The sequence below is a fragment of the Streptomyces sp. NPDC096046 genome, from assembly GCF_040303285.1.
Lineage (GTDB): Bacteria > Actinomycetota > Actinomycetes > Streptomycetales > Streptomycetaceae > Streptomyces.
Window position 1 is genome coordinate 1 of sequence record NZ_JBEOSZ010000068.1, and the last position, 21,436, is coordinate 21,436.

Annotated in this window: 21 protein-coding genes and 2 pseudogenes; 9 read left to right on the plus strand and 14 right to left on the minus strand. The window is 71.8% G+C overall.

The window, feature by feature from the left end; genetic code table 11:
• Positions 1-118 precede the first annotated feature (118 nt).
• From ABTX62_RS34875 to ABTX62_RS34900, 6 genes are all read right to left on the minus strand, one after another.
• The gene (locus tag ABTX62_RS34875) at positions 119-1,405 is read right to left on the minus strand and encodes a phosphatase PAP2 family protein (RefSeq protein ID WP_352119943.1); all 1,287 of its coding nucleotides are present in this window, start codon (positions 1,403-1,405) and stop codon (positions 119-121) included.
• A gap of 130 nt (positions 1,406-1,535) precedes the next feature.
• A complete protein-coding gene (locus ABTX62_RS34880) occupies positions 1,536-2,132 on the minus strand; it encodes a DedA family protein (RefSeq protein WP_283969958.1) in 597 nt (198 codons plus the stop codon).
• 285 nt (positions 2,133-2,417) lie between these two features.
• Positions 2,418-2,870, minus strand: a complete 453-nt coding sequence (locus ABTX62_RS34885) for a DoxX family protein (RefSeq protein ID WP_352119944.1) — start codon at positions 2,868-2,870, stop codon at positions 2,418-2,420.
• 83 nt (positions 2,871-2,953) lie between these two features.
• Positions 2,954-4,846 (minus strand): FAD/NAD(P)-binding protein, encoded by a 1,893-nt coding sequence (locus ABTX62_RS34890; protein WP_352119945.1) that lies wholly within the window; start codon positions 4,844-4,846, stop codon positions 2,954-2,956.
• Between the two features lie 283 nt (positions 4,847-5,129).
• Positions 5,130-6,767 carry an alkaline phosphatase D family protein gene (locus tag ABTX62_RS34895; protein WP_352119946.1) on the minus strand — a complete coding sequence of 546 codons (1,638 nt, stop codon included), beginning with the start codon at positions 6,765-6,767 and terminating at the stop codon, positions 5,130-5,132.
• Between the two features lie 74 nt (positions 6,768-6,841).
• The gene (locus tag ABTX62_RS34900; RefSeq protein ID WP_352119947.1) at positions 6,842-7,486 is read right to left on the minus strand and encodes an HNH endonuclease family protein; all 645 of its coding nucleotides are present in this window, start codon (positions 7,484-7,486) and stop codon (positions 6,842-6,844) included.
• A 391-nt stretch (positions 7,487-7,877) separates the two neighbouring features.
• Between ABTX62_RS34900 and ABTX62_RS34905 the strand changes: the two genes are divergently transcribed.
• On the plus strand, positions 7,878-8,459 hold the full coding sequence (locus ABTX62_RS34905) for a TMEM165/GDT1 family protein (RefSeq protein ID WP_352119948.1): 582 nt from the start codon (positions 7,878-7,880) through the stop codon (positions 8,457-8,459).
• 206 nt (positions 8,460-8,665) lie between these two features.
• Positions 8,666-9,325: an HAD-IA family hydrolase gene (locus tag ABTX62_RS34910; protein ID WP_352119949.1), complete on the plus strand. Its 660-nt coding sequence runs from the start codon at positions 8,666-8,668 to the stop codon at positions 9,323-9,325.
• Positions 9,326-9,606: 281 nt separating this feature from the next.
• Here ABTX62_RS34910 and cpt read toward each other — a convergent pair whose 3' ends face one another.
• Both cpt and ABTX62_RS34920 read right to left on the minus strand, forming a co-directional pair.
• A complete protein-coding gene (gene cpt, locus ABTX62_RS34915; RefSeq protein WP_352119950.1) occupies positions 9,607-10,161 on the minus strand; it encodes a chloramphenicol phosphotransferase CPT in 555 nt (184 codons plus the stop codon).
• Positions 10,162-10,188: 27 nt separating this feature from the next.
• The gene (locus ABTX62_RS34920) at positions 10,189-11,835 is read right to left on the minus strand and encodes a peptidoglycan-binding protein (RefSeq protein ID WP_352119951.1); all 1,647 of its coding nucleotides are present in this window, start codon (positions 11,833-11,835) and stop codon (positions 10,189-10,191) included.
• A 158-nt stretch (positions 11,836-11,993) separates the two neighbouring features.
• Between ABTX62_RS34920 and ABTX62_RS34925 the strand changes: the two are divergent.
• Positions 11,994-12,344: pseudogene (locus tag ABTX62_RS34925) on the plus strand (MFS transporter); the annotation flags it as partial.
• Positions 12,345-12,349: 5 nt separating this feature from the next.
• Here ABTX62_RS34925 and ABTX62_RS34930 read toward each other — a convergent pair.
• Positions 12,350-12,841 (minus strand): GNAT family N-acetyltransferase, encoded by a 492-nt coding sequence (locus tag ABTX62_RS34930; RefSeq protein ID WP_352119952.1) that lies wholly within the window; start codon positions 12,839-12,841, stop codon positions 12,350-12,352.
• 170 nt (positions 12,842-13,011) lie between these two features.
• On the opposite strand from ABTX62_RS34930, the gene ABTX62_RS34935 reads away from it, so the two are divergent.
• Complete coding sequence (locus ABTX62_RS34935) at positions 13,012-13,719, plus strand: hypothetical protein (RefSeq protein WP_352119953.1); 708 nt, start codon at positions 13,012-13,014, stop codon at positions 13,717-13,719.
• 4 nt (positions 13,720-13,723) lie between these two features.
• On the plus strand, positions 13,724-14,374 hold the full coding sequence (locus ABTX62_RS34940) for a hypothetical protein (RefSeq protein WP_352119954.1): 651 nt from the start codon (positions 13,724-13,726) through the stop codon (positions 14,372-14,374).
• A gap of 21 nt (positions 14,375-14,395) precedes the next feature.
• On the opposite strand, the pseudogene ABTX62_RS34945 reads toward ABTX62_RS34940, so the two are convergent.
• Positions 14,396-14,839: pseudogene (locus tag ABTX62_RS34945) on the minus strand (DnaJ family domain-containing protein).
• A gap of 97 nt (positions 14,840-14,936) precedes the next feature.
• Between ABTX62_RS34945 and ABTX62_RS34950 the strand changes: the two are divergent.
• The gene (locus ABTX62_RS34950) at positions 14,937-15,329 is read left to right on the plus strand and encodes an FHA domain-containing protein (protein WP_352119955.1); all 393 of its coding nucleotides are present in this window, start codon (positions 14,937-14,939) and stop codon (positions 15,327-15,329) included.
• A 9-nt stretch (positions 15,330-15,338) separates the two neighbouring features.
• Here ABTX62_RS34950 and ABTX62_RS34955 read toward each other — a convergent pair whose 3' ends face one another.
• The 3 genes from ABTX62_RS34955 to ABTX62_RS34965 all read right to left on the minus strand — a co-directional run bounded on the left by ABTX62_RS34955 (position 15,339) and on the right by ABTX62_RS34965 (position 17,553).
• The gene (locus ABTX62_RS34955) at positions 15,339-16,010 is read right to left on the minus strand and encodes an O-methyltransferase (RefSeq protein WP_352119956.1); all 672 of its coding nucleotides are present in this window, start codon (positions 16,008-16,010) and stop codon (positions 15,339-15,341) included.
• A gap of 396 nt (positions 16,011-16,406) precedes the next feature.
• Complete coding sequence (leuE, locus tag ABTX62_RS34960; RefSeq protein WP_352119957.1) at positions 16,407-17,060, minus strand: leucine efflux protein LeuE; 654 nt, start codon at positions 17,058-17,060, stop codon at positions 16,407-16,409.
• A gap of 82 nt (positions 17,061-17,142) precedes the next feature.
• Positions 17,143-17,553, minus strand: a complete 411-nt coding sequence (locus ABTX62_RS34965; RefSeq protein ID WP_352119958.1) for an ATP-binding protein — start codon at positions 17,551-17,553, stop codon at positions 17,143-17,145.
• A gap of 93 nt (positions 17,554-17,646) precedes the next feature.
• Between ABTX62_RS34965 and ABTX62_RS34970 the strand changes: the two genes are divergently transcribed.
• Together ABTX62_RS34970 and ABTX62_RS34975 are read left to right on the plus strand one after the other, a co-directional pair.
• Positions 17,647-18,495 carry a helix-turn-helix domain-containing protein gene (locus tag ABTX62_RS34970; protein ID WP_352119959.1) on the plus strand — a complete coding sequence of 283 codons (849 nt, stop codon included), beginning with the start codon at positions 17,647-17,649 and terminating at the stop codon, positions 18,493-18,495.
• A complete protein-coding gene (locus tag ABTX62_RS34975) occupies positions 18,455-18,730 on the plus strand; it encodes a DUF397 domain-containing protein (protein WP_352119960.1) in 276 nt (91 codons plus the stop codon). Before ABTX62_RS34970 ends, ABTX62_RS34975 begins: the two co-directional genes overlap by 41 nt.
• Here the strand turns inward: ABTX62_RS34975 and ABTX62_RS34980 are convergent.
• A complete protein-coding gene (locus ABTX62_RS34980; protein ID WP_352119961.1) occupies positions 18,714-19,883 on the minus strand; it encodes a steroid 3-ketoacyl-CoA thiolase in 1,170 nt (389 codons plus the stop codon). The genes ABTX62_RS34975 and ABTX62_RS34980 overlap by 17 nt on opposite strands.
• Before the next feature lie 218 nt (positions 19,884-20,101).
• Here ABTX62_RS34980 and ABTX62_RS34985 point away from each other — a divergent pair, with 218 nt between their 5' ends.
• Positions 20,102-21,337 (plus strand): cytochrome P450, encoded by a 1,236-nt coding sequence (locus ABTX62_RS34985; protein WP_352119962.1) that lies wholly within the window; start codon positions 20,102-20,104, stop codon positions 21,335-21,337.
• Positions 21,338-21,436: the final 99 nt, after the last annotated feature.

Consider the following 21,436-nt stretch of genomic DNA (forward strand, 5'->3'; position numbering starts at 1 on the left):
GCCCTCGTACTGGGTGTACTGGGCTTGCGCCCGGTGCGGCGAGAGTGCGTGCCGGGCGTCGCGACGGGGCGAACGTTGCCTGCTGCGGCACTAGCGCCCGGCTAGTGGTCTGGGGGCCTCAGACCGCCAGTTCGGGTCGCGGTTCCGCTTGCGGCACGGGTGCGGCCTTCGCTTCCCACAGTGCGGTGGTACGCCGGTAGCCGTAGACCACCGAGGCCATCGCCAGCAGCAGGAGGGGGCCGGCGAGCCACGGGTATGCGGCCATCTCCAACGGCAGGAAGCGGTAGGACGCCAGCAGCGCCGCGAAGACGATCGTCCCGTAGGCGATCAGCCACCTGCCCGCGCGGTCCCAGCCGAGGTCGTACGTGCGCAGCGCGGCCTCGACCGTGTACGCGAACACCACGCCGGCGACGAGGTCCACGCCGTAGTGCCAGCCGAAGCCCAGGGTGGCGGCGAGGGTGGCGATCAGCCAGAACGTGCCGGCGAGGCGCAGCGCGCGTGGTCCCGTGCGGGAGTGGATGAAGATCGTGGTGGCCCATGCCGTGTGCAGGCTGGGCATGCAGTTGCGCGGGGTGATCTCGTCGAACGGCAGCTCGTACGGGGCGATGATCGGCGGCAGGGTGTTCGGCCACAGATCGGCGGCCGCCCAGTGCCCGCCCTCGGGGCCGTAGGCGTAGATCGGACCGACCACGGGGTAGATCATGTAGATGGCCGGTCCGAGCAGGCCGATCAGCAGGAAGGTGCGCACCAGGTGGTGGCGCGGGAAGCGCTGTTCGGCCGCCACGTCGCGCAGTTGGTACAGCGCCACACAGACCGCGGCCACCGCGAGCTGGGCGTAGACGTAGTCGAGGGCGTGCTCGCCGACCGGGCCGCTCGCCTCGAGGAGCCGGCCCGCAAGCCACGACGGGTTGCCCAGCGCGTGATCGGCCATGGCGACGTACGGGTCGAGCGTGACCGGGAGGGTCTTCGAGGTGATCAGCAGCCAGGTGTCACCGGTCTTGCGGCCGGTCACCAGCAGCAGACCGAGTCCCACGCCCTTGAGCATCAGGACGCGTTCGGGGCCGGTGCGGCGGGTGAGGGCGATGACCGCACAGCCCAGGATCACCCACAGCGCGCCGTTGCCGAACGGGTGGCCTTCGACGGGAAGGGTGCCGGTCGCCCAGCGGACCAGCAGGAAGACGAGGTCGATGCCGATCGCGGTGCCGAGGGCCGTGAGCCGTTGCCGCCAGGTGAGCACCACCATCATCAGCGCCATGCTGGCGTACAGCAGGAACCCGGACTTGGGGGCGTGGATCACCTCGCGGGCCTGCGTGGTGATCGGCCCCGGTATGCCGAGGTGGTGCGCCACGACCTGGAGTGCGATCAGGAAACCGAGAGTGATCACGCCGGCCGTGATCCACAGCATCGCCCGGGGGTGCCGTCGCGCGGCGAGCGTGATCCGTCTGGTGCGAGAGGTTTCCCGGGACGCCGTGGTGGTCAATGTCTCAGCCGCTTCCAGGTCTCTGAGTGGTCGTGGTGGTCGGTCGCAGCGAGGGCTACGAGGTCCGCGGCTCGCGCCGCATCACATACGCCGCGCCTGCTCCGGCGCCGAACAGGGCCCCCACCGACACCGCCGTCGCCGCCCAGCTCGCGCCCAGCCAGTGGGCGCCGAAGTAGCCGAGGGCGACGCTGTAGGCGGCCCAGGTGAGACCGGCCAGGGCCGACCAGGGGAGGAAGTCGCGGGCGCGGCGGTGGGCGGCGCCCGCGCCGAGGGAGACCACCGAGCGGCCGGCGGGAGCGAAGCGGGCGAGGACGACGAGGGCGCCACCGCCCTGGGCGAGGGCCGCTCCGAGACGCTCCTGCGCGGTGGTCAGACGCCGGGAGCGGGAGATCGCCCGGTCCAGCCGGGCGCCGCCGCGCCAGGCGAGCCGGTAGGCCACCAGGTCACCCAGGACGGAGGCGGTGGCCGCGCAGAGGGTCAGGGCGAGGACGTCGGGGACGTCGGTCGCGGTGCCCGCCGCCGCGGCCGTGGCCGCCATGATCACCAGCACGCCGCTGGGCAGCACCGGCAGGAACACGTCGAGCAGGACGGACACGGCCACCGCCGCGTAGATCCATGGGCTGGCGACCAGCAGCCCCACTTGCTCCAGCACCGCAACTCCCCGTGACTCCCCCGTGGGCCAGACCGTGCCGCGGTGGCGCGGGGGGAGCGGCAGGAGTGGCCATGACAGCCATAGAGCGTACGCCCGGGGCGTGACGGGCGGTTCACGGGGGGCTCATACGTTCGGTGCGTACTGTTCACCTCGTCGCGGATCGCCCCGATTGTCACGAGATGGAGGCTGGTCGTCACCATCGCCCGGATCGGCGGCCGGTACGGACGCAGCGGCGCCTTCCCCCGGAGGGAAGGCGCCGCTGGTGTGTCCGGACGGCCGGGTAGCTCAGGCGGCCACCGGGGTCTGCCCCGCGGAGCGCTGTTCCTGCGTCGCGGTCCGCCTGGTCAGCAGCCGGTCCAGGCCGAACGCGCCGGACCCCGTGAAGATCAGCAGGAACATGGCCCAGCAGTACATGGCCGCGCCCTCGCCCCTGTTCTGGATCGGCCACAGGGCCTCGGGCTGGTGGACCTTGAAGTACGCGTAGGCCATCGCGCCGGAGGAGATGAACGCCGCTATGCGGGTGCCGAGACCCAGCAGGACCAGGGCACCCCCGACGAGTTCGATGACGGCCGCGTACCAGTACGGCCAGGCGCCGGTCGCGGCGGTGCCGCCCTTGCCGTCCTCGCCGCCGAGGACGCCGAAGAGCGCGACGGCGCCGTGGCAGGCGAACAGCAGACCGACGACGATCCGGAACAGGCCGAGCGCATACGGCTGGGCGCCGTTGAGGCGAGCGGTCATGAGGGGGGTCTCTCCTTCGGTGTGCCGGCCCTGCGGAGGCCGGTCGGGGACGGATACCGCGGAGTAGCCCACGTTAGGTGTACCTAATTGATGCTTGCAAGTTCAACATTTGGCCACTGCTGCGCCTCCCGCTGGGGCCCCGTTCCCGCTCCAGCCGCACGTAGAACGGCTCTCGCCACCGCGTCCGCGTCCGAAAGAGTGACCGAATCCACCCCTGGGCGGGCTCCCGCGGCAGTGACCCAGTGCACGCCTTCTGTCGGCACTCCGAACGCGAACAGCCTTGTGTGTGCAACTCCTTGACGATCCATCAGCCGATAGGGGCGCGTGGTGACATCCAACCCGCCCGTCTCGTAACCGTCCACGGTGTGCGGGCGGCACCGCCCGCTTCGCAGCAGGCCGGCCAGCAGGTCGTCGGCGGTGCGCCGCAGGTCGGGTTCGGGCAGCCGGGCCTCTATGAGCGTCGACACACGGACGGCCGAGCCCGGCACGTCGGGGGAGTGCGCCGCCCAGGCCCCGTCCTCGTCCGACACCCGCAGCCGCGGCCCGAGTACCCGCACCACCCCCGCCTCCACCAGGGCCACGAGTTCCTCGATGCGGCGCCGCGGTGGGCCGATGGACAAGAACGCGTTCAGCGGTGTGTACCAGCGGTCCAGGTGGTCGCGGCGGGAGGCACCGGCGAGGCCGCCGTGGTCGACGATCAGCCGGAGCTCGTTGCGCAGGTCGCGCAGCACGTCGAGAGCCGCCTTCGACGGGCCGTGCACATTGCCCAGGGCGGCCTGGGCCGCGTCCTCGCGCAGATACGACAGCAGCCAGTCGCGCCACTCGCCGGGATGGGCGAAGTCCCGGCCGCTGTACGGGCGCGAGATCCGCTCCCAGCACCAGCGGTCGGCCTCCGGCACCCCGAACGCGTCCAGCAGGGACGCCGTCTCCAGGGGATCGCCGTGCGGGAGGGCGAGGAAGCGGTCGGTGAACTCCCGCTCCCGCCCCGCGCATGCCCCGGCCCGCCTCAGCAGCGCGGCGTAGTAGACCGCCTCCACCTCCTTCGCCACCAACGGCCATATCTCCGTGAGGAAATCGGGTGGCTCCCCGGAGTCGGCGCGCTTGCGGAAGCCCGCGATCACCTCCGGGGTGAGGGCCAGCGGTACGTGCCGGCCGTACGGACCCTTCGCGTTGTCGCCGCGCGCCTGGTAGGGGACGCCACGCCGCGAACCGGCGAAGAGCCGCGGCTCGCGGCCGGAGGGGAGGTAGCGCAGCCCCTCGGCGTCCCGGACGAAACGGCCTCCCCGGCCGGTCGTCAGCAGAGCCGTGTGGTCGAAGAAGTTGAGACCGAGGCCGCGCAGCAGGACGGGCTCGCCCGGGGGTATGGAGGACAGGTCGACGTCGGCCGGGTTGGCGGGCGGGACGTGGCGCAGACCGTGGTGTGCGGCGTGGGCCGCCAGGCGCCGCAGCTCGGGGCCGGCGGCCGCCGGCAGGTGTCCCTGGGCCAGGACGACCGCGGACAGGCCGGTCAGGGTGCGGCCGTCGTCGAGGGTGAGGCTCTGGCGGTCGCCGGGGGTGTCGTCGAGCCGTACCGCACGGGCCCGGTGGGTCTCGACCCGTACACCCGGCGGCGCTTGCCGCACGACCTCGGCGAACACCCACTCCAGATAACGGCCGTAGTCGGCCCTGGCCGGGTACTCGTCCGGGCCCAGGCCGCCGCGCGCCCACTCGTACAGGCTCGGCCCCGGGCGGACCGGCCCCGAGCAGTCCACGCTGTCGTCGGTGAACAGGGTCACCTGGCAGGCCACGGTGTTCATCAGCAGCTCGGGCGACTGGTCGGTGCGCCACACGCGGCCGGGCCCGGGCGGATCCGGGTCGACCACATGGACCGTCAGCCGGGTCCCCGGCGCCAGCAGTTCCGGGGCGGAGGCGCACAGGCGTTCCAGGACGCTGGTGCCACGCGGTCCGGCGCCCACCAGGGCGACGGAGACATCCACGGGTCTCGAGGCCCCCGCGGAGCCCTCGGCCGGTACGGATTCCTCGGTTTCCTCGGGCGACGCAGGCAAGGGTGGAACTCCCGGGCGTGTGGGGCGCGTGTCGGCGGTCCGCCGGGCAGGAAGCGGACGGTCCGCCTCATCATGCCGTCGCCGGGAGCGGTGACCAGGGTTCGTGGGGAAGGATTGACGGTCGCTGTGGGATGCCTCACTAGCATTACGGGACATCGCCGCCTTCATCGGACATCACCGAACACAGCGGAAGCAATCAGGTCGAACGCGTGGGTCAGGGCGCGAGTTCGGTGTCCAGGAGTGTCGTCAGGCTCGGCCCCGCCCCCTGCCGGGCCTTGGCGTGCTCCAGCCGCAGCCGCGCCGAACGGCCGCGCAGGGTCAGCGTCATGAGCTGGTTGCCGAACCAGGGGCCGCCCGTCTTGCGCCAGCTGACCGGCGGGTCCGGGAGGCGGGCGTGCCGGGCGAGACCGCGGCCGAGACCCCGTGCCATCGCGCTCCAGCCGATGCGGAACGCCAGACGCATCGACAGCGGGACCGAGTTGTGGGCGGGCGAGCACACCAGCTGCATCACCCGGGCGTCCGGACCGGGGCCCGGCCACGAGGGCTCGGCGATGTAGGCGTGGTGCACATCGCCGGACAGCACGCACACCGTCGCCGGGGCGTCCCGCCCCGAGCCCGCCTCGGCGATCAGCTCCGCCAGCCCCGCGAAGGACTCGGGGAACGCCGACCAGTGCTCCAGGTCGGCGGCGCGCCGCACCTTCTCCCCGAACCGCGCCCACCGGGCGCCCCGCTCGCCGCCGCACAGCGCCGCGTTCCACCCCTCGGCGTCGTGCACCAGATGCGGCAGCAGCCAGGGCAGCGAGGTGCCGATCAGCAGGTGGTCGTACGCCTCGGGGGTCTCCCGGACCTGCTCGCGCAGCCAGGCGTCCTCGCCCGGGTCGAGCATCGCGCGCTCGTCCTCGGCCAGGACCCGGGCGGCCCGGCTGTCCACCATCACCAGGCGTACGCGCCCGAAGTCGCGCCGGTAGCTCCAGCGGACCGAGGCGGCGTCGGCGTCGGCCCGGGCGGCGAAGGCGCGCAGCACGTCGGTGCCGTCGGAGGCCTCGCACACCGCCTCGTACACCGGGTCGGCCGCCAGCTCCTGGAGGGAGAGGTTCCCGAGGTGCTGGTAAACCCAGTACGACATCAAACCGCTCAGCAGCCGCTCCTGCCACCAGTCGGTGGAGCGCATGTCGGCGAGCCAGGCGGCGGAGGTGTTCCAGTCGTCGATGACGTCGTGGTCGTCGAAGATCATGAAACTGGGCACGGTGGACAGCAGCCAGCGGATGCGCGGGTCGAGCCACGACTCGTAGTAGAGGTGGGTGTATTCCTCGTAGTCCGCGACTCCGTTGCCCGGCCCCTCCTCCAGGTCGCGGCGGCCCGCCAGCCAGCGTTGCGTGGAGTCGGAGGTCTCGTCGGCGTAGACCTGGTCGCCGAGCAGCAGCAGGACGTGCGGCCGCTCGCCTTCCGGATCGGCCGCGAGGCGGGTGGCGAGGGCGTCCAGGGCGTCCGGGCCGACGGGGTCGTCGCCGCCCGCCGGCGGGGAGGCCCAGCGGCAGGAGCCGAAGGCCACGTCGAGGGCGTCCTCCGGCCCCGGCGTGTGGATGGCCGAGGGCGGGAAGGGGGAGCCGGGCGGCGGCCACACCTGTGTGCCGTCGAGGAACACCTCGTACGTCGTGGTCGTGCCGGCCGTGAGGCCGGTCACCGGGACCAGCGCGTAGTGGTGGCCCGCGATCTGGAAGCTGCGGGCCGTGCCGCCGGCGCCGTCGGCGCAGCGCACCTCGGCGGCGCACGGACGGCTCGTCTCGACCCACACGGTCGCGGACGAGCCGTCGATGTACCTCAGCAGCGGTCCGAGGCGCAGTGCGCTCATGTCGTTCCCCTTCCGTCGCCCCGTACCGTACGGAACGACGGAGGTCAGCGGGAAGGTCGGCGCGAATCAGCGTGTCAGCAGCTCGCCAGGTGGTTCTGCAGCGCGGACTTCTCGGCCGAGTCGACCGAGAGGCCGTAGTAGTACTTCACCTGAACCCAGGCCCGGACGTAGGTGCAGCGGTACGCCGTCCGGGAGGGCATCCAGGTGGCCGGGTCCTGGTCGCCCTTGGACTGGTTGACGTTGTCGGTGACCGCGATGAGCTGCGGGCGGGTGAGGTCGTTGGCGAACGACTGGCGGCGGGACGTCGTCCAGGAGCCGGCGCCGGAGTCCCAGGCCTCGGCCAGCGGGATCAGGTGGTCGATGTCGACGTCGGAGGCGGCGGTCCAGGTGGCGCCGTCGTAGGGGGAGTACCAACTGCCGCTGGTGGCGGCGCAGGAGGAGTTCTGCTGGACGTTCGAGCCGTCGCGCTCGAGGACGACCTCGCGGGTGTTGCAGGTGCCGGACTGGGTGATCCAGTGCGGGAAGAGGCCGCGGTCGTAGCCGGTGCGGTCCTCGGCCGTCACGGTGAGGGTGGCGAGGTAGGAGCGGGCGGTGGCGCCGCTCACGGGGGTGGGGAGGGCGGCGGAGGCCGTGGGGGCGTTGAAGAGGGCCACGGAGGATATGAGGGCGGTGGCCGCCGCGGCCACGCTCAGCCGTCGACGCGCGTAGAACCTGGGCATGCGGACTCCCTGCGGAGAAGGGGGTGTTGGCGTGCGAGCGAGGGGAATGCTCGCGGTGCCGTGTTGCGCACAGGTGTGCGCCCGGTGAGAAGTTAATGACGCGTCCATGACATGACAAGGTTTCGGCCGAAAGTTTTCACGCCGGGGGCGTCGCGTAGCATGGACGGCGCAGAAGGGGAGTAGCTCTTCGCCGGACCGTCGACATACTGCTCAGCTCGCCTGAGCCGGCGCCCGGAGGCCGGTCCTTTCCAGGACCCGCCAGCGAGACCTTCGGCAAAGCAGTGCACGCCCGTGCCCCCCGGCGCGGGCGCCGAGTGCGCTGCCGTGCCGAGGTGTCGTGTGCGAAGGTCCAGCACTCTCGGCGGGGCAGCCCCGACCGATAGAGGAACCCTTGATCAGCCTGACCGTGACGGCCGTCGTCTTCGGCGTCGTCTTCCTGGCGGAACTGCCGGACAAGACCGCCCTCGCCGGCCTCGTCCTCGGCACCCGCTATCGCGCCTCCTACGTCTTCGCCGGGGTCGCCGCCGCCTTCGCGCTGCACGTCGTGCTCGCCGTCGCGGCCGGCAGCGTGCTGACGCTGCTGCCGCAGCAGATCGTGCAGGCCCTCACGGGCGTGCTCTTCCTGGGCGGGGCCGCGGTGCTGCTGCTGAGGAAGGGCGAGGACGAGGAAGAGGTCCGCAAGCCGGAGAACCAGTCCTTCTGGAAGGTCTCCGGCGCCGGTTTCATGCTCATCCTGGTCGCCGAGTTCGGCGATCTCACCCAGATCATGACCGCGAACCTGGCCGCCCGCTACGACGACCCGCTCTCCGTCGGCCTGGGAGCGGTGCTCGCGCTGTGGGCCGTGGCCGGGCTCGGCATCGTCGGCGGCAAGACGCTGATGAAGAAGGTGCCGCTGCGGCTGATCACCCAGATCGCGGCGCTGGTGATGCTGACGCTCGGGGTCTGGAGCCTGTGGGAGGCCGTGACCGGCTGAGCCGGGCGAGCTGAACAGCGGATGAACGTCCGCGGGGCCCCTGGCGCGCAGGCGGACTTGTTTTGTACCGTAGAGAAACAAAGTGGCCTCCGCCCGTTTTCCCTGACCGGCGGGCGGGGCCGCCTTGTCCCTCCCGGGGACCCGCGGGCGCGACCGTCGTCCGCCCCCTCCCGCGCTGGTACGCGCCCCGAGCCTTGGAGCTGCCGATGACGGCCACCGCCGTGCTCACCGCCCGCGCCCTCCTGCTGGACATGGACGGCACCCTCGTCAACTCCGACGCCTCGGTCGAGCGCGTCTGGCGGCGCTGGGCCGAGCGTCACGGGCTCGACGGGGACGAGGTCATGAAGGTCGTCCACGGCCGGCAGGGCTACGCCTCCATGGCGCTGCTGCTGCCCGACCGGCCGATGGAGCACAACCACGCCGACAACGCGCGGATGCTCGCCGAGGAGACGGCCGACACGGACGGTGTCGTCGCGATCCCCGGCGCGCCGGAGTTCCTGGCCTCGCTGCGGGGGCTGCCGCACGCGCTGGTGACCTCCGCCGATGTGCCGCTCTCGACCGCGCGGATGGCGGCGGCCGGGCTCGAACTGCCCGAGCTGCGGGTGACCGCGGAGTCCGTCGGGGCGAGCAAGCCCGACCCGGAGGGTTTCCTGAAGGGCGCCGCCGAGCTGGGGATCGCCCCTGCGGACTGTGTCGTGTTCGAGGACTCCGGGGCCGGGATAGCGGCGGGGCGCGCCGCCGGCATGACGGTCGTCGGGATCGGGCCCCGGGCCGCGTTCCACGAGCCGGACGTGGTGGTCGAGGACCTCACGAAGGTGCGCGTGGAGGCCGCGGCGGACGGGGTGATCCGCCTGCACATCGGCTGAACCCCGACTGATCGGGTCGTCTCGATTGTTCGGTTGTCTGGCTGGTCGGGCCTCGTCTCGGTTGCTCGGTTGTCTCGGCTGGTCGGGCTTCGTCCCGGTTGTTCGGTTGTCTCGGCTGGTCGGGCTTCGTCCCGGTTGTTCGGTCGTCTCGGCTGGTCGGGCCTCCTCTCGGTTGTTCGGTTGTCTCGGCTGGTCGGGCTTCGTCCCGGTTGTTCGGTCGTCTCGGCTGGTCAGGACTCGCCTCGGTTGTTCGGGTCGTCCCGGTGGCGAGGGGACGCGCGTCACCCGGGCGGAGTCGCCGTCCGCGTGACGCGGGCGGCGATGGTGCGCGCGCACCGGAGGGACTCGGTGTGCGTCGTGTCGACCTCCACGTCGTAGCCCAGGCCCTCATGCACGACGCGGGCCTGGGACGCTGCCATGCCGCGGACCCGGTCTCCCCGGGCGATCTCACGGCCCGCGGCGACCTCGCCGTCGCACCGGACGCCGACCCACAGCACGGTGAGTCCGGACAGCGCCTTCTCCCACCGTTGCCGGGACGCCGGGCCGCCGAGGAAGACGTCGTCGACGATGATCCCCGCCCCGGCGCGGGCCATGGCGGCGATGCCCTCCGTCCAGGCCGCGTCCAGGGCCCGGAACTCCGCGCCCACGCTCACACCGCCGTCCGCCCCGAAGGTGATGCCGCCGTCCGAGTCCCGCAGCTTCGCGGGCAGCGCCTCCACGAACGAGTCGACGCCGAAGGCCAGCCACGGACCGGGCAGGACGTCTTGCAGGCACCGGACGATCCCGGACTCGCCCGAGCTCGAACCGCCGTTGAGAACGATCACCTGAGTGGTCACGGCGTCACCGTACGGCGGCCGGACCGGTCATGGCTCCCGGGTTTCCGACTCCAGCCTCGCCCTGGTCTCCCGGTCGTAGACGCCGAGGTCGTCCACCTGGATGCCGCGTGACCACTGGTAGGTGCGGACCGCGTCCTCGAGCTGGTCGTCGAAGGTGCCGTCGGTGTCGTCGCCGTAGAGGTACAACTGGCGCAGCCGGAGCTGGAGTTCGGTCACCTCCGGGCCGCGGTCGCCCAGGCGCAGGACGGTGGGGCCGGCCTTCTGGCGTCCGCTGTCCGGGGGCACCTGTCCGGGGCCGGTCGCGGGGGCGGACGTCTGCGGTGCCGACGGGGAGGGCGACTGCGACGGGCTCGCCGAGGCGCTCGGTGCGGACGGCGACGGGGAGGCGGACGGGCTCCCGCCGCGGGACGGCGAAGGGGCCGGTGCGGCGGATGCCGGTGGAGCCGTCGACGCGCTGCCACTCGGGGACGTGGTGGCCGCGCTGCTCGACGGGGCGTCCGGCACGCCCGCCCGGATGCCGTCCGGCAGGGCGGTGTCCCGGGACGGGCTCTCGTAGGAGAACAGCCCGGTCGCGTACCCGGCCGCCGTGACGACGGCGACGCAGGCACCGGAGGCGGCGATCAGGAGGGTGCTGCGCCGACGCGGCCGACGCCTGCCCGACCGGCCCTCCTCCCGCACGCCACCCTCTGCCCCCACCGTGCCGTCGAACATGCGCAGGTCGGTGACGCTCGGCTCGGTCGCGGCAGGGGCCAGGGGCGTCGCGAGCGCCGAGGCGGCGGGAGCGGCCGGCAGCACGGCGGTCGTGTCCGGGGCGACCGGGCGCAGGGAGACGGTGGCGTCGGCGGGTGAGGCCGCCTGAGCGGCGCTCCCGGCGGGCGAGGCCTCGGCGCTCGGAAACATCGCCGCGGTGTCCGCTGCCGCGGCCTGACCCGGTGTGCCGGCGGTCGCGGGCCCGGAGGGCTGGGTGTGGGTGGCTCGCGTGGGGCCGGTTTCCGGCCGGCGGTGGGTGTCTTCGGGTGCCCGCGGGGCGTCCGGGTGCGGGGGTCGCGTGCCGGTGTGCGTCGCCGACCGGGCCGGGGTGCCGGCGGTCGCGGGCCCGGGGGCCTGGGTGCCGGTTTCCGGCTTGCGGTGGGCTTCTTCGGGTATGGGTGGGGCGTCCTGGTGCAGGGGCTGAGTACCGGTCTCGGTCGCCGACCCGGCCGGGGTGCTCGCGGATGTGGGGCCGGGGGCCCCGGCGTGCGGTGTCCGTGTGGCGCCGGTGTCCGGCCGCCGGGGCGCGTCGTCGCGTGCCCGTGGGGGAGCGGCGGCGTCCGGACGGGAGGCGTGCGGGGTCGTCCCGGGTGGCCCGGCCGGGGGCGCGGTGGGCGGGGTGTCCTCGGACGTCGCCCTCGGTTCCGCCGGGCGTGCGGGCATCGGCGCCTCGGCGGCCGAGGGGGGCTGTCCCTCACCGGATGTACGGGAGGCGGCCCCGTCCCGTCCGGCGGGCCGCCCGCCGTCGATCTCCACGTACGGGCGGATCCTCAGGGGGTCGAAATCCTCCGCTGCCGCCGCCTGGGCGGTGCGGGCGTCGCGGAGGGCCTGTGCGGCGCGGTGGGTGCAGGCGCAGGCGGGGGTGTTGTCCCGCTGTCTGGATGCGCCGCACTCCGGGCACGGGTGGCCGTTCGACGGTTCCACGCGTTCCTCCTCCCCTCGCGAACTCCAGAGATTATCCAGACCTTCTCCACAGTGCGGTCGACGAGCCCCCGGAACCACGGCTTCCACAACGGCCCGACGGGCCATAACCGGTCACAACGGTCACGATGGAAAACGTCACAGGAGTCCCAGGAGGTCTCATGGCCGGTGACGGGAACGCCGCCACACTGTCGCCCCAGAACGCCACCTCTCAGGAGCAGGTGGCCGGGAACGTCCTGGTCTCCATCGGCGCGCTGCTCCTCGGCATGCTGCTCGCCGCCCTCGACCAGACCATCGTGTCGACCGCGCTGCCCACGATCGTCAGCGATCTCGGCGGTCTGGATCACCTGACCTGGGTGGTCACCGCGTATCTGCTGGCCGCGACGGCCGCCACCCCCCTATGGGGCAAACTCGGCGACCAGTACGGGCGCAAGAGGCTCTTCCAGACGGCGATCGTGATCTTCCTGATCGGGTCGGCGCTGTGCGGCACGGCCCAGGACATGGGCCAGCTGAGAGATCAGGCCAGGTCCTTGCCGAACCAGTGCTCGGCGTACGGGTCGTCATTGTGCGGTGCCGTCTCCAGGTAACTGAGGCGGGCGTACAGACCGCGGGCCTCGACGAGATCGCCGCGGGTGTCGAGGATCATCCAGGCGGCGCCGAGTGCGCGTGCGGCGTCCTCGGCTGCCCCGACCAGGAGCGGGGCGCCGCCCCTGCCGCGCATCGACGGGTGCAGGAACACCCGGGTCAGCTCGGCGGTCGTGCCGTCCAGGAGCCGCACGCCCGCGCTGCCCGCCGGCTCACCGTCGTACCGGGCGATCAGCAAGACTCCCCGCGGCGGCGCGAGATCGGCCCCCGGCCGGGCGGCGATCTCCCGTTCCAGCTCGGCCGGGTCGGTGCGGCGTCCTTCGTGCAGCAGGTACCAGCGGTCGCTGACCTCGGTGTAGTACGCCCGCCAGAGAGCGGCGGCGACGGGGGAGTCGTACGGTTCCGGCGTCACGGTCCAGGCCATGAGCCGCATTCTTCACAGGCGCCCCACGGGACACGCAATCGAATAGTTCCGGCCGTGTGTTCGCGCCCCGGTTGCGCCCGGGCGCCGTTTGGATACGGGGTTTGGGGCAACCCGACGAGCGAACCGGCTCGCGAGGAGAGCCGGTTGGGCCGAGAACCCGGAAGGCACTCATGTCCACTGGCCTGATCATCGCTCTGATAGTGATTGCGGCGGTCGTCGTCATCATCGCGGCCGTCATGACCCTGCGCGCCCGCGGGCCTCGGCGTGGCCCGAGCCTGAAGCGGCGCTTCGGACCCGAGTACGACCGGGCCGTGGCCCGGCACGACGGTGACGCCACAGCGGCCGAGCGCGAGCTGACCGAGCGCGTGCAGCGCCACGGCGACCTGCGCGAGCGGTCGCTGGAACCGGCACAGCGCGAGCAGTACGAGGCGCGCTGGACGGCCGCCCAGGAGCGGTTCGTCGACTCGCCGCGCGAGGCCGTCGCCGAGGCGGACCGGCTGCTCGCCGAGGTCGCCGGTGCCCGGGGCTTCCCGGACGGCGGGCAGTACGAGGAACAGCTGGCCGCGCTGTCGGTGCACCACGCCCACCACGTGGACGGCTACCGGCGCGTGCACCGCGCGGCGCATCTGCGCGCGGAGGACGCCCGCGACGGCGGCCAGGGTACGGAAGACATGCGTGAGGCCATGGTGGCGGCCCGCGCCCTGTTCGAGGAGCTGGTGAAGCCGGCCCGCCACGACGGCGGTCCGTCCGGCGGACGCCACGAGGAGGGACGGCACGACGGGCACCACCGTGCCGGATCGAACGGCGGCCGCAAGGCTCCGGCCCGCGGCGGCCATCTGCCGTGGGCGATGAACCGACGCCAGGCGAAGGAGAGTTGAGGAAATGTCCGACATGACCCGCCCGCCCGGCGACCATACGCCGGCCGCCCCGGACGCCCGTGGCGAGAGCGCTCTGGGCACCGGCCGCCACCCGACCGCACCGGGCACGGGCCACGACACGGCCCGGGACCTGGACGCGGACCGCGGCACCGGCCGTGACCCGGACGCGGACCGTGGTGTCACGCACGGCACCGACGCCGACCGCGCTGCGGCGCACGGCAGGGATGTGCCGGGCGCCGACCGGCACGACGGCACCGACGGCCGCCGCGGCGACCACGGCAACGGCATGGGCACCGACACGGACACCGGCATGGGTACCGGTGTGGGCACCGGCACGGACAAGGCCGGCGCCGCGAAGAGCCGCTCCCGCCTCCTGGCCCACGAGGAGTGCGACAAGCTCGGCTCGCAGTTGCAGCACGCCGTCGCCGGGTTCGTCGACGGGCCCCGGGCCGCCGTCGAGGAGGCCGACCACGTGCTGGAGGAGATAGCGGCCCGGTTCACCGAGGCCGTCACGCAGCGCCGGCGCACCCTGCGCCACTCCTGGCAGTCCGTCGAGGGCGGCGAGAGCGGGTCCGTGTCGTCCGCCGACACCGAACAGCTCCGGCTGGCCCTGAAGGACTACCGCGAGCTGGCCGAACGGCTGCTGCACGTGTGAGCCGGGGGGCGGATCCCCCGGTCACCGGTCCGCCCGGCGCTCCCGCCACCGCCGTACGACGTCCTCGACGTCGTACGGCTTCTTTCCCAGCGGGGGGCCGGGCGGCGGCTTGAACATCATGGTGCGGACCTGGTCGTTGATCTCGTCGATGATCTTCCGCACGATCCGCTCCGAGGGGGCCGCGAGCGCCGCCTCCAGCGCGTCCTCCGCCTCCTTGCGCAGCGCCAGCGCCGGGGGAAGTACGGAGAAGCCCTCGCGGGCCAACTTCCGCTTGACCCACCACAGTTCGTCGTAGGTGGTCTCGATGTCACGTGGGAGGGGTTCGCCCGCTCCGGGCAGCCGGTCGAACTCCCCGCGCGCCTCCGCGTCACGAATCTGCTTGTCGACCCTCCCCCACTCTCAACTACGTTCGAGCGGGGGGACCCCCATCTCGAAGTCGACGCCAGGTGGCTTTCGCTCGGTCATGAGGCCATTGTGCCGGACACCGCGCGGCCTGGCGTTCTATCATGCGGCGGGCGATGGGCCCGGTAGCCCACCCGGGATGTTCTCAGGAGGAGCGCACGTGCTCGAACTCACCATGGCCACCGTCGCGGAGGCGGAGGCGGGTGCCACGGCCGGCATGGTCATGGCCGAGGCGCCCAGCGAGGCGGGCGCGGTGCTGCGGGTGGGCCGCGACAAGTCCGTGTGCCGGCTGAGCACGCCCGACGACTGGCTGTTCGTCTCCCGCGTCCACCTGGAGTTCCTGTGCGGTCCGGAGGGGACCTGGCAGGTCACCTGGCTGCGCGGCTCCCAGCCCGATCCGTCCTCCGAGGTGCGGCTGGTCATGCGGGAGTACGTCCAGCCGCTCGCCTACGGCGGCACCGTTCCGCTGCCCAGGGGCGGCAGCGGCGAGATCATCGTCCAGGACCGCACCGCCCCGCGCAGTGTCAACGTGGGCTTCTACCACGAGGCGTGAGGGCGCGGCTCACGCCAGCACGCGCGCCAGCGCGAACCCGTCGTAGCCCTTCATGCCCACCGTCTGGATCGCCGTGCCGCTCAGCCGCGGGTGGCCGGCGATCAGCTCGATGGCGGCGCGGGTGCCGGTCACGTCCGGGGAGGTGCTGTCCGCGTCGACGACCCGGCCGCCGCGTACGACGTTGTCGAGGACGATCAGGCTGCCCGTGCGGGCGAGCCTGATCGCCCACTCCACGTAGTGCGGGTTGTTGGCCTTGTCGGCGTCGATGAAGACCAGGTCGAACGGGGGCGGGTTCTCGTCCGCCAGCTTGGGCAGCGACTCCAGGGCCGGGCCCACCCGCACCTCGACCAGCTTGTCCAGGCCGGCGCGGGCGATGTTGCGGACGGCGACCTCGGCGTGCAGGGGGTCGTACTCCAGGGACACCAGCCGCCCGTCGGCGGGCAGGGCGCGGCCCAGCCAGATGGTGCTGTAGCCGCCGAGGGTGCCGATCTCCAGGATGTGGCGCGCGCCCTGGATCTGGGCGAGGAGCTGGAGGAGCTTGCCCTGGTTCCCGGCGACGTTGATGTGCGGAAGCCCGGCGGCGTCGCTGTCCCGCAGGGCGGCCGCCAGGGCTTCGTCGTCCGGGGCGAGGTGGGCGGTGAAGTAGGCGTCGACCTCGCCCCAGACGTGCGACTCGCTCATGCGCCTCTACCTTTCGTCAGCATAGTTAGCGTCCCTAACTACTGGCGCTGACGAAGATAGTTGGTGTGCGGGCCGCTGTCAGCGGGATGTCGTCCGGCGTGTCGACCCGCCACGGAGGGCGCCGAACCGGGCAGCGGACGCCCCGCCGACTCCGCCATGCGCCACACGGCGAAACCGCCGATCACGGGGTGCTGGACGCGGCCGGGGTGCGGTGGTGGTGGCGGGGTTCGGCCTCACCCACCTCCTCCAGGGCCCCAGGGCGCGCACGGTGGCGGCGACGGCCGGGCTCAGCGGTGGAATCGCGGAGCTGCGGAAGGACCGCGCTCGCAGCTGAGCCGGTACGAGGTCTTCACTACCGCTCCAGCGCCGCTGCGAAGCCGCGGCGCATGGGCGAATTCAGTTGCTGGTCGTGGCCAGCTTCGCAGCGAAACCGAGGAACAGGGCTCCCGCCCCCGTCGACAGGCCCGCCGACAGATTCCGGCGGCGGCGGAACTGCGCGGCGAGGCAGGTGCCGCCGAGGATCAGCGCCGTCACGTACGCGATGCTGATGATCTGGTAGACGAGCGCGAGCAGGGCGAAGGACAACCCGGGGTACGCGTAGCCGGGGTCGACGAACTGCACGAAGAACGAGATGAAGAACAGGATCGCCTTCGGGTTCAGCACGGTGATCACCAACGAGCGCCGGAACAACCGCTCCCCCGTCGATGGCTCCCGGGCCGCGCCGTCCTTCGCGTTCCTCTCGTCGCGGCGGCGCCACATCGCCCACGCCCCCCGGATCATGCCCACGGCGATCCAGGTCAGATAGCCGGCCCCGGCGTACTTCACGATGGCGAACAGCAACTCGTTGGCCTGGAGCAACGAGGCGAGTCCGGTCGCCGTCGCCATCATGAGCAGGGTCTCGCCCAGGAACACCCCGGCGGCCGCGCGATATCCGGCCTTGACTCCCCGCTGTGCGGCGACCGACAGCGTGAACAGGGAGCTTGGCCCCGGCAGCACGATGATCAGCAGAGCGCCCAGAGCATAGGTGGGCAGGTTCTCTACTCCCAGCAAGACGGCACCTTCCTCCTCGTCGTCGGGGTCCGGCGTCGAACGGGCCCCGGGGCACGGCCGGCAGTCCCGCCGCATGGACACATCATGAACGGTCGCATGAGTCGGCCCCGCATTCGAACCACACGGTCTTCCCGCCCTTCGACCACAGCGACACGCCCCACTTGTCGGCCATCGCGTCGAGCAGCAGCAGTCCCCGGCCGCCCTCGGACTCCGTGTCCAAGGCGGCCGGTGTGCAGGGCAGTTCGTCGCTGCCGTCCGTGACCTCCACCCGTACGCCCGTGCGCTGCCGCAGCAACAGCAGCGCGCAGCGGCGGTCCGGGACGTGCCGTACGACGTTGGCGAGGAGTTCGGTCACGCCCAGCTCGACGGCGTCGGACAGCTCGGGCATGTCCCACTCGCCGAGGAACGAGCGGACGATACGGCGGATGTGGCGGGGGGCGTGTTCACCGACGGTGAGGCGCATCGCGTATTGGGCGGGAATGTATTCGTTCACGGGACGAGGCTGACGTGCGGTGACTACCTTCGGCTACGGAACGGATACAACCGGTCCCGTTGTGGGCCGAGTTGCGTGAGAGGGGCTTTCGCCGTGACCCACATCAACGCCCTTGACCCGGGCGCGTCCCCGCTCGACTACTACGGTTTCGAGCTGCGACGGCATCGGGAGGCCGCCGGGCTGACCCAGAAGCAGTTGGGGGACATCCTCAACTACACCGGCTCCTTGGTAGGCCAGATCGAGACGGCCAGGAAGCTTCCGACGCCGGAGTTCAGCGAACGGGCGGATGCGGCGCTGGGGACGGACGGTATGTTCTCCCGGCTGGTGGAGCTGGTGCTGCGTAGTCGGCTTCCGGCTTGGTTCCAGCAGGTGGCGGAGCTCCAGTCGCGGGCGGTGGAGATCTGTTCGTTCGAGGCGCTCATGGTGCAGGGTCTCCTACAGACCGATGCGTACGCACGTGCCGTCCTCGGCGTCCTGGATACGAGCAACCTCGACGACCGCACCGCCGTGCGGCTGGCTCGCCAGCGCATCTTCGAGAAGGCGGAGCCGCCCGTGTTCTGGGTGATCCTCAGCGAGGTCGCTCTACACCAGCAGATCGGTGGGCGGCGCACCATGCGAGGGCAACTGGCGCATCTGTTGTCCTTCTTGGGCAACCCCCGGGTCAACATCCAGATCTTGCCGTTCTCGGCTGGAGCGCACGCGGGGATGCAGGGCTCGTTCGATATCTATCGCTTCGCAAGCGATGCCAGCATCGTCTATACGGAGGGATATGGCAGCGGGCATCCCACCGCGAATCCGGACACCGTCAAGGACTGCTCGCTCCGATACGATCATCTACAGGCCGCCGCGCTCTCCCTCAGGGACTCGGCGAAGTTGATCCGGCGAGTGATGGAGGAACGCTATGGCGAGCATCGCGATTCCGGCGGGGACTCAGTGGCGTAAGTCCAGCTACAGCGGCGATCAAGGCGGCAACTGCGTGGAATGCGCGCCGATCGGAGCCCTTGCCTGGCGTAAGTCGACCTACAGCGGCGACCAGGGCGGTGAATGTGTAGAGGTCGCCGAAGCCTCTGCCGCCATCGCTGTACGCGACAGCAAGACCCCGGCGGGACCGATCCTCACCCTCGATCCCGCCACGTTCACCACCTTCGTCGACTGGACGTCTACAACCGCTGAATGATCGTGCCGGTGGCCAAGCCGCCCCCCGCGCACATGGTGATCAGCGCGAACTCCTTGTCCGCGCGCTCCAGTTCGTGAAGTGCCGTCGTGATGAGCCGGGCCCCGGTCGCCCCCACCGGGTGCCCGAGCGCTATCGCGCCGCCGTTGACGTTCACCTTCGACAGGTCCTGGTCGAAGACCCGCGCCCAGCTGAGCACCACGGACGCGAACGCCTCGTTGATCTCCACGAGGTCGATGTCCTTCAACGACATCCCGGCCTTGCCCAGCACGGCGTTCGTCGCGTCGATCGGGCCGTCGAGGTGGAAGTGGGGGTCGGACCCCACCAGCGCCTGGGCCACGATGCGGGCCCGGGGCCTCAGCTTCAGCGCCCGGGTCATCCGCCTCGACGCCCACATGATCGCCGCCGCCCCGTCGGAGATCTGCGAGGAGTTGCCGGCCGTGTGCACCGCCGTCGGCATGATCGGCTTCAGTGAGGCCAGACCCTCCACAGTCGTGTCGCGCAGGCCCTCGTCCCTGTCGACCAGGCGCCACATGCCCTGCCCGGCGTGCTGCTCCTCCTCGGTCGTGGGGACCTGGACCGCGAACGTCTCCCGTTTGAACCGCTCCTCCGCCCAGGCGTGGGCGGCCCGTTCCTGTGAGGCGAGACCGAGCGCGTCGACGTCCTCGCGGGTCAGACCGCGGTGGCGGGCGATGCGCTCGGCCGCCTCGAACTGGTTGGGCAGGTCCACGTTCCACTCGTCGGGGAACGGCTTGCCCGGCCCGTGCTTCGAGCCCGAGCCCAGCGGCACCCGCGACATGGACTCCACCCCGCACGAGATGCCGACGTCGATCACGCCCGCCGCGACCATGTTGGCCACCATGTGCGAGGCCTGCTGGGAGGACCCGCACTGCGCGTCGACCGTCGTCGCGGCCGTCTCGTACGGCAGCCCCATGGTCAGCCAGGCCGTGCGCGCGGGGTTCATGGACTGCTCGCCGGCGTGGGTGACCGTACCGCCGACGATCTGCTCGACGCAGTCGGCGGGGATGCCGGTGCGGCCCAGGAGTTCGCGGTAGGTCTCGCCCAGGAGGTAGGCGGGGTGCAGATGGGCGAGCGCGCCGCCGCGCTTGCCGATCGGGGTGCGTACGGCTTCGACGATCACGGGTTCGGCAGCCATGGGTGCGGGTCCTCTCCGGGAGGCTCAGCGGAACTAGTACGCGTTCTAGTTCTGCAAGCAGTGTGCTGAGGCCCGCTCGTCGACCGCAAGGGGCGTGCGGGCAATTGGAGCGGCCGTGCCCCTTGCTACTTGTAGAACCCGTTACTACGGTCACCGCAACTCCGCACAGCTGATGGGCCGTCAGACCTCAGAGCCGGTACGAGTGGTGGGAGCCGCCCATGCCCTGTCCCGCGCTGCCCGACGGGTTCGACTTCACCGACCCCGACCTGCTGCACCACCGTGTGCCCCTGCCGGAGTTCGCCGAGCTGCGCCGGACCGAACCGGTCTGCTGGGTGCCGCAGCCGGCCGGTCTCGCCGGCTTCCAGGACGAGGGCTACTGGGCGGTCACCCGGCACGCCGACGTCAAGTACGTCTCCACGCACCCGGAGCTGTTCTCGTCCTCCCTCAACACGGCGATCATCCGCTTCAACGAACACATCGAACGCGACGCCATCGACGCGCAGCGGCTCATCCTGCTCAACATGGACCCGCCGGAACACACCCGGGTCCGGCAGATCGTGCAGCGCGGGTTCACACCCCGGGCCATCCGGGCGCTGGAGGAGCGGCTGCGCAACCGGGCCCACTCCATCGTCGAGGCGGCCCGCGCGCACACCGGGCCGTTCGACTTCGTCACCCAGGTCGCCTGCGAACTGCCCCTCCAGGCGATCGCCGAGCTGATGGGCGTCCCCCAGGAGGACCGGGACAAGATCTTCGACTGGTCCAACAAGATGATCGCGTACGACGATCCCGAGTACGCCATCACCGAGGAGATCGGCGCCGAGTCGGCCACGGAGATCATCGCCTACGCGATGAACATGGCCGTCGACCGCAAGCGGTGCCCGGCCCACGACATCGTCACGCAGCTCGTCGCGGCCGAGGACGAGGGCAACCTCAGCTCCGACGAGTTCGGCTTCTTCGTGCTGATGCTGGCCGTCGCGGGCAACGAGACCACCCGCAACGCCATCACCCACGGCATGCACGCCTTCCTCACCCACCCGGGGCAGTGGGAGCTGTACAAGAGCGACCGCCCGGACACGGCGGCGGAGGAGATCGTGCGCTGGGCGACCCCCGTCGCCGCCTTTCAGCGCACGGCCACCCAGGACACCGAACTCGGCGGCAAGCGCATTCGCGAGGGCGACCGGCTCGGACTGTTCTACGCCTCGGCCAACCACGACCCCGAGGTCTTCGACGACCCGGACACCTTCGACGTCACCCGCGACCCCAACCCGCACCTCGGCTTCGGCGGCGGCGGTCCCCACTACTGCCTGGGCAAGTCCCTCGCCGTGCTGGAGATCAACCTCATCTTCAACGCGATCGCCGACGCGATGCCCGGCCTGAAACTGGTCGGCGATCCGCGGCGGCTGCGGTCGGCGTGGATCAACGGGGTGAAGGAACTGCCGGTCAGCACGGGCTGAGGTCCCGGGAGAGCCGGGCAGGGCGAAGGCGACGGCCCCGGGGATCAGGGGGCCGCCGCCTTCGGTCGGTGGGGTGGGCCTGGTTCACCACCAGCCGCT